Annotated in this window: 13 protein-coding genes, 1 pseudogene and 1 riboswitch; of the genes and pseudogenes, 7 read left to right on the top strand and 7 right to left on the bottom strand. The window is 36.5% G+C overall.

What is annotated here, in order from left to right; all coding sequences use genetic code 11:
- Positions 1–300: 300 nt before the first annotated feature.
- From J2S07_RS20905 to J2S07_RS20915, 3 genes are all read right to left on the bottom strand, one after another.
- On the bottom strand, positions 301–1,170 hold the full coding sequence (locus J2S07_RS20905) for a cation diffusion facilitator family transporter (RefSeq protein WP_307152325.1): 870 nt from the start codon (positions 1,168–1,170) through the stop codon (positions 301–303).
- A gap of 198 nt (positions 1,171–1,368) precedes the next feature.
- Positions 1,369–1,683: a DMT family transporter gene (locus J2S07_RS20910; protein WP_307152326.1), complete on the bottom strand. Its 315-nt coding sequence runs from the start codon at positions 1,681–1,683 to the stop codon at positions 1,369–1,371.
- On the bottom strand, positions 1,683–2,024 hold the full coding sequence (locus J2S07_RS20915) for a DMT family transporter (RefSeq protein WP_307152327.1): 342 nt from the start codon (positions 2,022–2,024) through the stop codon (positions 1,683–1,685). Before J2S07_RS20915 ends, J2S07_RS20910 begins: the two co-directional genes overlap by 1 nt.
- Positions 2,025–2,090: 66 nt before the next feature.
- Positions 2,091–2,185: riboswitch (guanidine-I (ykkC/yxkD leader) on the bottom strand.
- A gap of 227 nt (positions 2,186–2,412) precedes the next feature.
- Between J2S07_RS20915 and J2S07_RS20920 the strand changes: the two genes are divergently transcribed.
- Positions 2,413–2,820: a DUF6220 domain-containing protein gene (locus J2S07_RS20920; RefSeq protein ID WP_307152328.1), complete on the top strand. Its 408-nt coding sequence runs from the start codon at positions 2,413–2,415 to the stop codon at positions 2,818–2,820.
- 55 nt (positions 2,821–2,875) lie between these two features.
- Positions 2,876–3,607: an urease accessory protein UreH domain-containing protein gene (locus J2S07_RS20925; RefSeq protein WP_307152329.1), complete on the top strand. Its 732-nt coding sequence runs from the start codon at positions 2,876–2,878 to the stop codon at positions 3,605–3,607.
- A gap of 148 nt (positions 3,608–3,755) precedes the next feature.
- On the opposite strand, the gene J2S07_RS20930 is transcribed toward J2S07_RS20925, so the two are convergent.
- From J2S07_RS20930 to J2S07_RS20940, 3 genes are all read right to left on the bottom strand, one after another.
- On the bottom strand, positions 3,756–4,433 hold the full coding sequence (locus tag J2S07_RS20930) for a response regulator transcription factor (RefSeq protein WP_307152330.1): 678 nt from the start codon (positions 4,431–4,433) through the stop codon (positions 3,756–3,758).
- A gap of 3 nt (positions 4,434–4,436) precedes the next feature.
- Positions 4,437–5,804, bottom strand: a complete 1,368-nt coding sequence (locus J2S07_RS20935; protein WP_307152331.1) for an ATP-binding protein — start codon at positions 5,802–5,804, stop codon at positions 4,437–4,439.
- 245 nt (positions 5,805–6,049) lie between these two features.
- Complete coding sequence (locus J2S07_RS20940) at positions 6,050–6,448, bottom strand: cytidine deaminase (protein WP_307152332.1); 399 nt, start codon at positions 6,446–6,448, stop codon at positions 6,050–6,052.
- A gap of 348 nt (positions 6,449–6,796) precedes the next feature.
- Here J2S07_RS20940 and J2S07_RS20945 point away from each other — a divergent pair, with 348 nt between their 5' ends.
- On the top strand, positions 6,797–7,963 hold the full coding sequence (locus J2S07_RS20945; protein WP_307152333.1) for a cation:proton antiporter: 1,167 nt from the start codon (positions 6,797–6,799) through the stop codon (positions 7,961–7,963).
- A gap of 120 nt (positions 7,964–8,083) precedes the next feature.
- On the opposite strand, the gene J2S07_RS20950 is transcribed toward J2S07_RS20945, so the two are convergent.
- Positions 8,084–8,449, bottom strand: a complete 366-nt coding sequence (locus J2S07_RS20950) for a DUF1360 domain-containing protein (protein WP_307152334.1) — start codon at positions 8,447–8,449, stop codon at positions 8,084–8,086.
- 187 nt (positions 8,450–8,636) lie between these two features.
- On the opposite strand from J2S07_RS20950, the pseudogene J2S07_RS20955 reads away from it, so the two are divergent.
- The 4 genes and pseudogenes from J2S07_RS20955 to J2S07_RS20970 form a co-directional block, all read left to right on the top strand.
- Positions 8,637–8,981: pseudogene (locus tag J2S07_RS20955) on the top strand (multicopper oxidase domain-containing protein); the annotation flags it as partial.
- Between the two features lie 588 nt (positions 8,982–9,569).
- Complete coding sequence (locus tag J2S07_RS20960) at positions 9,570–10,181, top strand: helix-turn-helix domain-containing protein (RefSeq protein ID WP_307152335.1); 612 nt, start codon at positions 9,570–9,572, stop codon at positions 10,179–10,181.
- A 107-nt stretch (positions 10,182–10,288) separates the two neighbouring features.
- Positions 10,289–10,975 carry an EAL domain-containing protein gene (locus J2S07_RS20965; RefSeq protein WP_307152336.1) on the top strand — a complete coding sequence of 229 codons (687 nt, stop codon included), beginning with the start codon at positions 10,289–10,291 and terminating at the stop codon, positions 10,973–10,975.
- Positions 10,976–11,031: 56 nt separating this feature from the next.
- The coding region (locus J2S07_RS20970) for a cache domain-containing protein (protein WP_307152337.1) at positions 11,032–11,885 on the top strand (854 nt) is incomplete at its 3' end.

Consider the following 11,885-nt stretch of genomic DNA (forward strand, 5'->3'; position numbering starts at 1 on the left):
CACTCCATGTAAAGTTGCGCAAAGTATCCCAGTCTATTTAATCATGGGTTTACTGGTATTTCATTAAATGTTGCATTTAATATTGCAATTTAAGAAAAACATACTGAACCAAAGAAATAAAAAATTATCAACGGGTTAATTCTAAGAAGAATTTAGGGGAGTACGCCAATATCCTCGCATAACTCCCCCTCCAGAACAAGGAATATCAAAAAGACACCAATAATCGGACTGTGCCTACTTATGAACAACAAAAGAGCATTAGAAAATCCAATGCTCTTACATTTATTTTGGAGTTAATGATTAATTAGGTTCAACATGAACGTGAACATCATAAATTCCATAGTCTTCGATCAATACTTTTTCAACATATGTTGCTATATCATGGGCCTCTGTGATTCCTAGCTTAGAATTCACAAGAATCACCACATCGATGATGACATTATTCCCGTAGCTTCTCCCTTTAATTTCTTTAATCCCTTTCACACCATCTACTTTTCTAATTGCATCTTGGTATACTTGCAGCTTTTCCTCATCAAATCCATCCGAAAGCTCGTGGGAGGCTTCTCTAAAAATATCCCAAGCTGTTTTACAAATTAGTAATCCTACAATAATCGCTGTAATCGTATCAAGCCATGGCATACGTAGCTGAGATGCAAATATCCCGATGGCTGTTCCTATACTTACCCAGGCATCTGAAAGATTATCTTTCGCAGCCGCCATTAGAGCTTTACTATTAATTCGTTTTGCCAATTTATGATTATAAAGGTATACACCATACATGACTAATGCAGAGAAAATACCTACATAACCAGCGAGAATGTCTGGTGTTCCTTTTCCTCCTTCAAACAGGGAAGAAAGAGCATCAATCAGGACTTGCAAACCAACCGAGATCATAATAAAGGAAGCCACCATTGATGCGATTGTTTCACTCTTCCAATGTCCATAACCATGATCTTTATCTGGTGGTTTTTGAGAAAGCTTCAGCCCAATAAGAACCGCAATCGATGCAATAATATCTGTCGTGTTATTAAGTCCATCCGCTTTTAAAGCAGCAGAATCAGCCATATATCCGACAAGTAATTTAATGATAGAAAGAAAGATATATATAACAATACTTAAGATTGCCCCTCGTTCACCTAATTTTAGGTCATGATACTTTTGCTCAATCATTCTGTTCCCCCTAAAAAACTCACTTGAAATATCATAACAATCAAGTTGAGGGTGGGTCTAGAGCAATCTTTTTGCCGTCTTTAATATTAGTAAACCCCTTGCAAATTAGTTGCATGAGTGAAATTTTTAACGTGAGAAAAACAGCCGAATGCCGAATGAATTCTCAGAATTAGAAAAAATGGGGCCTTTAAATACTCATTAAGAAACAAGTTTTAGACCTACAGCTGCACTTAAAACCATACATATAAAAACGATCCTCTTCCAATCCTTCGATTCTCCGTATAAAATCATTCCTAAAATGGCTCCACCAGACGCACCAATTCCCGTCCATATGGCATAAGCCGTCCCCATTGGCAGTGTTTCCATTGCGTAAGATAACAAGATGAAGCTCGCACTAAATCCAAAAATTAATAGGGCTAGTGACTTCCAATTACGGTCATGATGAAGTTTGTTTATCATGGCCACACCAAACATTTCAAATGAACCTGCAAAAACTAAAGAGATCCAGGCCATTAGGATTCAGCTCCTTCCTCAACATCATCCTTTGTCACTAATTTCAAGCCAATTACACCCGCCAGCAACAGCAAAATTAAAAGTATTTTACTCATTTTAACAGGTTCTCCAAAGAACAGGATTTCGGAAATAACCGTACCGGCCGTACCTAAGCCAACAAAAACAGCATATACCGTTCCTACAGGGAGTTTGCGTCCAGCCATAATCATGCCATAGAAGCTAATGATGATGGATATGATTGTACCAGCCCAAGTCCAAAAGTCATCAGCGTGGTTTAATCCAATAACCCAACATACTTCAAATAGGGCTGCCACAACAACTTTAAGCCAATTTGTGTTCATGAAATGACACCTCCAATTTTTTTCTGCCACAAATCAAAAAAGCCCAAGAGAAAACTGTTGTACAGTTTCTCCCAGGCTTTTATCCTTCCGTGACACGTCAAGCGTGAGTTTTCTCTCGGACCAGACCAACTTTACGTTGCGGAACCCTAGAAAACATTTAATCTATCCAATTAATTAAAATTATACACATATTGCATATGAATTCAACTCCAAAGTTTAACAGTGTATTAATATTGTCAGGATGGTGAAATATTTCATTCTGCACAAAATCTCCATATTTTTTTGATAGTATATTTATAATGCTCTTTTCTTGGGCATTCCACAACTATAATCCGTACGAAAACTGCCATTAATAATTATCGCTATGTTTGTCGAAGGAGAATACTAGATGAAAATTAGTGAAACAACGAAGGCTAAGATACAAAAATCCTCCCAAAGGATATTTGTAGTGTTAGCATGGGCTCTTCTGATTTCTATCATCATTCAAGTTTATTTAGCGGGTATGGCTATTTTTCTAGATGGTTCATTTTGGAAAAAGCACGAAGCTTTTGTTAGGATTTTTGAATTTATTCCAGCGCTTATGTATATCTTTGGGAGTGCTGGTGGGGTCCCCCAAAAGTATAAAGCATGGAGTATGATGTTATTTCTTCTATGTAACCTCCAATACTATACACCTTACGGGTGGATGGGACCCATTCACACGGTATCTGCCCTTGGTATTTTTATGATCTCATTGTATGTGGCATGGGGGTCATATCAATTCGTTTCTAAGCAAAGGAAAGAGGGATATAGCTAAAACTCGCTTCGACTTATGGGAAATAGATTGAAATTTAACAAATGGGGTCAGAAAAATGTATGGAGTGTTTAGTGAGATTAGTAATATGCTTACACAACCCTTTCTGAATCTAGCGAGAGGGATGGAAGGAATTCCTGTACTTTTTGCGTTCCTATTAGGAATTGTGGGAGCCCTCGCACCATGCCAATTCACAGCCAATTTAGGTGCTGTTACCGTATACGGCAATAAATCAGTGCAGAAACAAATCGCTTGGGCAGAGGTTATTTTTTTCATTATCGGGAAGATGGTTGTTTTCTCCCTATTTGGATTAATCGTTTGGATACTTGGAAATGAAGTGAAATCAACATTCATCACTTATTTTCCTTGGTTTAGAAAATTGGTTGGACCTATTCTCATCTTGATTGGGCTTTTCATGCTTGGTGTGATCAAATTCAAGAAAATGATATCATTCGGCAGTATCCCGGAACGATTTACGAAAAAGGGAAAAATAGGGGCATTTTTGATGGGTGTGAGCTTTACATTGGGATTTTGTCCTACCATGTTTACTCTTTTCTTCGTGACCCTTATGCCTTTGGAGATAACGGTTCCTTATGGTGGTTTGCTTCCAAGTGTATTTGCAATAGGAACATCATTTCCATTAATCTTAGCTGTCTTTTTGATTTGGTATTTTGAGCTAAGTGGAAAGTTAATGAAGAAACAGGGTAGAAGGATTGGCTTAATTGTTCAGAGGATTGCAGGAGTAATCATTATCATATTGGGTATTCTTGATGCCATTACTTTTTGGTAAATAGAAGTGTATCCTTTCGAATGTTATGAAATCGGCTGCCGTACAGTGCTATTGTAACTGTTATGAGTCCGCCCTGAGCCAAAGTAGTTATATGATGTAATAAGTAAGGATTGGCGAATGCCAATCCTTCAATATTTTCTAAGGAAAGTTATTCTTTTGTCACCCATTTGTAGCCTACTCCCCAGACGGTTTGTAAAAAATGATCTGCAGGAAAGCCAGCTTTTCGTAGCTTATCCCGTAAGTTTCTGACATGGGAGTCGATGGTCCGGTCTTCTGTCGAGACTTCATATCCCCAAATGGTTGTGATTAAGTGTTCTCTAGTAAATACTTTGTTCTGGTTACTAAGAAAGAGCTTCATCAAGGCGAATTCTTTCGGAGTTAGTGAAATATCCTTTTCTTGATATTGAAGATGGTGGGACTCGGTATCTAGTAACAACCCTTGGAACGAAATTCTAGTTGATAGTGGTTTATGCCTTCTTAAAACAGCATCTATTCTAGCTAAAAGTTCTTCTTCATCAAACGGCTTTGATATATAATCGTCTGCACCATATTGTAATCCTTTCACAATATCTGACTTTTCACTCCGAGCCGTTAGCATGATAATGGGAGTATCCCAATGCTTTCTAATTTCTCGACAGGCTTCCCAACCGTCCATATCAGGCATCATAATGTCCAAAAGGATGAGATCAACTGAGTTTGATTCTAGATACGTTAATCCATCAGCTGCCGATTCTTTTTTTATACAATGATACCCAGCTGGAGAAATATACAAAGATAATAATTCTAACATCATTGGCTCATCGTCAATTAATAAAATGGTCCGCATAATCTATTCCCCTTTAAAGATAAGTTCAAATATTGTTCCTTTCCCTTCTGTACTAGTTACAGAGATTTCCCCTTCGTGTGCATGAACAAGTTCTTGAACAATGGCGAGCCCAAGCCCAGCTCCTCCAAGAGAGCGAGTCCTTGACTTATCAACCCGATAAAAACGGTTGAAAATATAGGGGATATCCTTTTCAGGTATTCCTTTCCCATTATCTTCAATAGTAATATGAATAGAATTTTTGTATTTCCATGCTTTTAACTTGATATTTGACCCATCTGGTGAGTATTTCCTTGCGTTGTCCAATAGGTTGATGAGTATTTGCTCTAACCTCAAGGGGTCTGCCATCAGAAACAAATTTTCTTCGCACTCGAATAAAATATTCCTTTCTTTATCCTGGAAAGCGGGAGCGAGTTTTTGTTCCAAACGATCCATAAAGTGATTTAAATAAATCCGTTCTTTTTCGATGTCAAAAGAGTTTTGATCCATTTGAGCTAAATCAAACAATTCTTTAATTAAGACAGATAACCGATTGGTTTCTTCCGAGATAATATTTAAATATTTTTTTCTATCCTCTTCGCTTAACTCCCTCTTCTTGACAATATCTGTATATCCTTTGATATAGGTTAGGGGCGTTCGTAGCTCGTGGGATATACTTGCTAGAAATTCACTTCTCTGTTGTTTTAAATAGCTCAGCTCATTTGCAAAGACTTCTATTGATTTGGCTAAATCACCTAGTTCATCGTCTGAGGTTTTCGGTAAAGAAACTGCAAAATTTCCTTTACTTAGCTGATAGGTTACTTCCTTCATGCTAATCAAAGGTTTGATCATTCCCTTTGTAAGAAAAATGATAATAATGAGTGTAAAAATGACGGACACACATCCAGCTATAAGGAAATGTTCATTTAAGCCTTTCATTAAGGAATGGACGGATTCTGTGTTTTCAAACATAAAGACATAGCCTGATACCTGCCCGTTGATATGAATCGGACTCACCGTAGATATGTACGGCTCTTCTTCCCAATTCGCTTCTACGACTTGTCCTTCTCTTGGAATATTTGAATTTGGTACTTTTAAGTATTTCCTTAAAGTTTCTGAAGGAGAGGAAGAACCCATGATTTCTCCAGCTCGATTCAAAATTACAACATCCGTTGTAGATTCGGATTCCATGAGGACTACATGGTCAATCGTTTCTTGATCAAGGTGCTTTTCTAGTACCGCTCGATGGGAATTCCCTCTTGCCTGTAAGGATTGCAACTCCTCTTCCACCCTTGATTCAGTAATTTCCATGTGCAAGAAGAAAAACATGAACGTCATGAGACCGAAAATGATTAGGAAAAAAAGGACTCCAAGCTTTATTGATAACTTTTTCAAAATTTTCACCAAGTTTCAGTACGTATTACTTTCATTTTACAGAAAGTTGGAGAAATTGAATATCCTATGAGATACTACAAGAGAATTTTCATATTCGGGAAAGATTGCTTCCAAGGAAAAAAGAAGAATAGATGATGTTGTGGTAAGTGGGGATCCAGCAAGGGCTATAAACACATAGAAGGGTAGGTATTAAGTAGGAGTACTCAAAACCTGCCCTTATACTATTTTTTCGAATAAGGATATATTTACATGTCTAGATCGGTGAATGCATAAGGTAATAATTCTCTTAACGTTAATTCCTTTATTTCCTTCTTCTCATTTGTTAAATAAACGGGCATTTCAGGTGAACAGAATTCAGCTAAAACTTGTCTGCAAATACTACAAGGGGGAAGAAAGTCAACTGTGTCACCTGCTACAGCTATCGCTTGGAAGTCACCTTTTTTGTATCCACTAGCGATTGCTGTAAAAAAAGCTGTTCTCTCGGCACAATTGGTTGCACCAAATGAAACGTTTTCAACGTTTACGCCATTGATAACAGTACCATCTTTTAATAATAATGCTGCTCCAACAGGAAATTTGGAATAAGGTACATAGGCCTTATCCATGATCTTACGTGCACTTTCTACTAATTGCTCTTTATTCATAGGATCCATCCCTTTCAAAGAAGAATGAACTTTTCACAGTCCCCTTAATGCCAATATATATTTGGCAGGATTTCTATATTATAATTTTTCGAAATGTTTGTCAATGTCATCTGGCTGTTTTTGTAATGCTTATACAAAAAGAACCAAAACACCGAGAAGGATTCAACCTTATTATTAACTAAATCCGAAGTATTTAGTTAATAATGTTTTTCGTAACTAGACAAACGAAATTAGAACTGTTATCATGGTTCATAATTAAATGATGAACGAAAGTAACACATGGAGGAGTCTGTCACATAGGCCCCTCCATGTGTTTTTTTGTTCAAAAATTTTCTTGTGGAGGTAATTATGTTCATTTTACAAATTGTTATTGTTTTACTTGCGACGAAAATTGCTGGTCAATTAAGTATTCGAATGGGTCAGCCTTCTGTCTTAGGTAAAATAATTGTTGGCATCATTTTGGGACCAGCGCTGCTTGGATGGGTGAATGATACAGAAATTATCGGTGTTTTTAGTAATATTGGTGTGTTGCTCTTAATGTTTTTGGCTGGATTGGAAACCAATCTAAAGGATCTAAACCAGAATATGAAAGCAGCCTTACTCGTTGCGGTAGGTGGTGTGATTGCACCGATTCTATTATGCTACGTTTTAGCCCAATTCTATCAACTATCATCTGCGGAATCGATTTTTATTGGGTTATTATTATCAGCCACTTCAGTTAGCATCTCGGTTCAAACGCTAAGGGAGCTTGGCTGGTTAAATAGTAAGGAAGGCTCTGTATTATTAGGGGCAGCTGTATTGGACGATATTATTGTTGTCATCCTCATTGCCATTGCGATGAGCCTCTTTGCTGGGTCCGATACGAATCTTGCCTTGCTGATCGGAAAGAAAATTATATTCTTTGTGATTATTATTCTAGTATCTAAATGGGTGGTACCTAAATTTATTCAGATAATCTCCAAATTTAAGATTACTGAGGCTGTTTTAAGTGCAGGATTAATTATCTGTTTTGGCTTCGCCTATTTTGCAGAAGCTGTCGGCGTTGCTGGGATTATTGGGTCCTTCTTTGCAGGTCTTGCGATTTCACAAACCAAGTTTAAGGAAGAAATTGAGCATAAAACAGAACCCATTGCAAATGGAGTCTTTGTTCCCTTCTTCTTCGTTAGTATTGGGTTAGCTGTTTCATTTGCTGGAATTGGTAAACAAGTCGTGTTTATACTTGTATTCTCCATGATTGCGATCCTGTCAAAGCTTATTGGATCAGGAATTGGAGCTAAGATTTCTGGATTTAATACAAAGTCTTCAATTGGAATTGGTGCAGGAATGATTTCAAGGGGAGAGGTTGCTTTAATCTTAGCTGCGATGGGATTAGAAAGTGGCCTGTTACCGTCTCAATATTACACAGCAATGATTATTGTCGTGATTGTAACGACACTTGTTACCCCGCCATTATTGAAAATGATATTTGGAACGCGGAACGAAGTAGAACAAGGTCAGAAGGCCCAAAGTTTTTAATTTCTTTCTTTCATTGAACAAAAAACGGAGTGGCTCGTGTTAAAGCCATTCCGTTTTCTTAATGAGAAGGTCTTCCCGAATCTAAGGAAGAATCCAATTATTTTATGAACAATCCTCGAATTATTTCAATTCCTTTGTTTCCTCTGAGTATAGCGCCGTTCTTTTTATATTCACACCCACAAATGATTCCAATATTGCTTGTCCACCAGCAATGGCAAGAATAAAAATGATGTACTGTGCAATGGAAGGGATCCATAGATACAATCCTCCCAATAATAAAGCACACCAGATTCCTGTACACCAATAGCAAGTTAAGAGGTAGCCCATAGAAGATTTGGGAATCATTTTTGTCTCTTTCTCGGATATTTTTTTCCTGATTAGAAAGGGATTACGAATGAATTCTGTTATTTTATCAAAAACAATCAAATGTGTAAGTCGATAGCTTGCCAGTACAATCATAGTAAATGCCATCCACGATATCTCCATAAAGACCAACCTCCATTATCCAAGTATTTCTACTTTTTACCTGTTTCAAGGAAAATAAACAAGGATGTTCATAAAGATTGAACATATGAATCCTCTACTTCGCTAGAAATTCCGTGTTATGGCTGCTGTTGTGTAGGGATCGTCTAAAAATAGGTGTTGTCCTAGTATGTTTGTCCACACACTATTCATTACAAGGGTGATGATGAAGTTTGGTCCATTTACAGGACGCTATGTTTTCCATTGTCATATTTTGGAGCATGAAGATTATGACATGATGCGTCCCTTTGAAGTAGTCGAACGTAAATGTAGTTGCCTGAGTGAGTGTAATTGTTGTTGTAAATGTAAAGACGTTGATCATTGCAATGAAAGAAAAAGAAGGAAGAAAACAACTTTTCAAAGAAGGAAGTTGTTCTCTTCCTTCTTTAGAGTGATGTTTAATGGGAATGGAAAGGAAGGGGTTTGGCTTCTTTGTGATGACCCATTAGAAGAAATGACGGAGAAAGCTACATCGCAAACAATTCGGAAACACTGAGCACATCTCAGATTAGCATATCTGCTGGACATTAAAATCTAATCTTAGCGCATGGTCTGTTGCTCATTCGAGGAGATAGGAAGGTATAAGTCCTTCTGTCGAAGTACTCTTGCCTGATATTTATGTCTTGAATGCAAAATCGGAAAAGTTATTCTGTTGGCACAGCGTACAGTATTAGGTTAGTTGCAAATACCGTATATTGGATATTTTTTTGTTTCAATCTTTCTATAATATATAAATTATGGAAATTTATAGCATAATAGTAAGATTTAATATTTGTCGGAATGTATCATAAATTGTTGAAACTCGCTTGAAATATTAGGAACTTGTATCTATAATCTCTAAATGTTTAGTAATTTGACCTAAAAAATGGATTTGAAGTTAGAAATGAACAGGTCAAAAGATGCGGTGAAATGTAATAAGGATTAACACTATACCAAATTTTTAATCATTCTAGTCAGAACCATTTGGCTATTTCACGGTGTCGGAAATAGTCTTTTTTATAATTAAGATAAATAGAAAATGCAATGTTTTAAAACAGTAAAAAAGAGAGGTCTTTATTAAATCAACTAAAGGCATAGAGAACTTTTGAAAGGTGTAGAAGGAGGAACATGGGAAAAAGTGAGAAGGGAATGGCGCAAAGATGAAATAAATTACTTAAAAGAATGTATAGGATTCCAGAAAATCACAACAATCGCTAAAAACTTGGATCGTTCTTACGAATCTGTAAGACTGAAGATGAATCGGTTGGGAATATCGAATACAAAAGCACAAACAGGTTTTGTGACAATGGGGGAATTAGCCAAAATTTTAAAAATAGAAAGAAACACTATCAGAGGTTGGGCTAAGAATCATGGTCTACCGTGTATGAAAAGAGTAGTAAGGAGATCAAAAAGTTTCTATTTTATAGATCCGATAGATTTTTGGAATTGGGCCGAGATGCATAAGGAAAAGATCCAGTTTAGCAATATTAATTCTCAAGTATTATTGCCTGAACCCGAGTGGGTAGATCATGAACGTAAAAAGGAAAGAGACAACCATATCATTAAAAAGAAAAATTATAAATATTGGACAACAGGAGAAGATCAGAGGCTTTTGGAATTGCGTAAAAATGGACTGACTTTTAAGGAGATTGGGGTAAGAATGAATCGGAGTTCACATAGTGTGGCTGGGCGATATAAAAGAATTACATATAGATAAGTGATGGGATCTACAGATTAAAGGCTCATCTAATCAATTAATATTTATATTATGTATTTACATAGAAAGAAGGGTGTAAAATAGGAGCATTTAACATCATACAACTAATGAAAGATAAATTACTATATAGCGAGTATCAGCCTCTTATGGATTCGAGTAATGATGCCATTTTTGCATATGAGGCGTTAATGAGATCAACACCACGAATTAATCCTCTCGCAATGATTGATGACGCCAGGAATAGAGGGGTTTTGTATGAACTTGACACAGAATGCATTACCAATGCAATACAAGCATACCCTCATTCTTATCTAAAAAATCATTATTTATTTCTTAATATTTTCCCCTCAACTATTATTCACGAACAATTTGAGAATTTTATAACTGACCTGCTTCTTAAGTTTCCTAATATGAAAGAGATGGTTGTATTCGAAATTAATGAAACGCATATTGAAGAAAATATATGGGGGCAGTTCGTCTTTTTGAAACGATTAGCTTTCTTAAAATCCCTTGGGTTTCGTATTGCTTTTGATGATTTGTCTGTAAATAGAGCTTCGTTAAAAAAAATGGAGTTATTATCTCCTGACTTTGTAAAATTAGACCCTGCAAAATCAAAAGATCTTTCTGACTCAATTGATAAGCAAGAGTTAATCTTGCTCTTCTTAGAATTTACACATGAAAAAATGAAATTGGTTTTAGAAGGAATTGAAACCAGGGCAGATTTGCTGGCAGCTAAGAAATTGGGAGTCCCTCTGCTTCAAGGTTATTACATTTCTAAGCCCCAACGTTTATAGCTGAATTGTGAGTTTCTTTGATCAATAAAACGGAAAATTGGAAAGAGGTCCTTTTGATGAAAAATCTTTTTAGGAATATTAAGACAAAATTAATACTAGCCTTTTCTTTCATATTAATTGTTCCTTCTATTAGTATTGGGATCATTGCAACGATAACTGCTAAAAATACGGTTGAGAATGAGGTCTTGGCTGGGATAGGCGAGAATATTGACCTATTAAATCTCACTATTGATAATACGATAGAGTCCAAAATTCATGATATTGAGGTCACATCAGAAAATATTACAGCGCAAATGTACGAAGGGGAAAGCAGCCCTAAGGTACGTGAAATATTTAAACAATATGCACAACTGCACCCAGAGATTCAGGGGATTTTTGTTGGAACAGAAGAGGGGTTATTCATACAAGAGCCTCATAAAGATATACCAGAAGACTTTGATCCGAGAAAAAGAGACTGGTATAAAAATGCAATGGAGAAGAAAGGTGAAGTGATTATATCGGATCCTTATGTTTCTGCTGGAACAGACGATATGGTTGTAGCCATTTCTAAAATTACGAAAGATGGTTCAGGAGTTGTATCTGTCGATATTAGTCTGAGCTATTTACAAGAGTTGACGAATCAAGTGAAGGTTGGTGAAAAGGGGTACGCCCTTATTCTGGATAAGAATAAAGCATATATTTCTCACCCTACAAATGAGGTTGGGAGCATAGCCTCCGAAAGTTTTTACGATAAAATGTATGAACAAGAAAAAGGCCAGTTTATTTATGATATAGACGGCGAAAAGAAAAATATGCGCTTTGTAACCAATGAAACAACGTGTTTTCAATCAATGTCTATGACGCTAAATCTTAATAATTCCGCCAATGTATTTGTCAGTCTTGGAAGTAATTACATAACGACAATAGCCTA

Source organism: Anoxybacillus andreesenii (genome assembly GCF_030813005.1).
Taxonomy (GTDB): domain Bacteria; phylum Bacillota; class Bacilli; order Bacillales; family Cytobacillaceae; genus Robertmurraya; species Robertmurraya andreesenii.

Coding starts and splice junctions, on each gene's coding strand:
- J2S07_RS20905 (WP_307152325.1), bottom strand. CDS start 1,170: ATGATTGAGCAAAAGTATCATGACCTAAAATTAGGTGAACGAGGGGCA.
- J2S07_RS20910 (WP_307152326.1), bottom strand. CDS start 1,683: ATGGCCTGGATCTCTTTAGTTTTTGCAGGTTCATTTGAAATGTTTGGT.
- J2S07_RS20915 (WP_307152327.1), bottom strand. CDS start 2,024: ATGAACACAAATTGGCTTAAAGTTGTTGTGGCAGCCCTATTTGAAGTA.
- J2S07_RS20920 (WP_307152328.1), top strand. CDS start 2,413: ATGAAAATTAGTGAAACAACGAAGGCTAAGATACAAAAATCCTCCCAA.
- J2S07_RS20925 (WP_307152329.1), top strand. CDS start 2,876: ATGTATGGAGTGTTTAGTGAGATTAGTAATATGCTTACACAACCCTTT.
- J2S07_RS20930 (WP_307152330.1), bottom strand. CDS start 4,433: ATGCGGACCATTTTATTAATTGACGATGAGCCAATGATGTTAGAATTA.
- J2S07_RS20940 (WP_307152332.1), bottom strand. CDS start 6,448: ATGAATAAAGAGCAATTAGTAGAAAGTGCACGTAAGATCATGGATAAG.
- J2S07_RS20945 (WP_307152333.1), top strand. CDS start 6,797: ATGTTCATTTTACAAATTGTTATTGTTTTACTTGCGACGAAAATTGCT.
- J2S07_RS20950 (WP_307152334.1), bottom strand. CDS start 8,449: ATGGAGATATCGTGGATGGCATTTACTATGATTGTACTGGCAAGCTAT.
- J2S07_RS20965 (WP_307152336.1), top strand. CDS start 10,289: ATGAAAGATAAATTACTATATAGCGAGTATCAGCCTCTTATGGATTCG.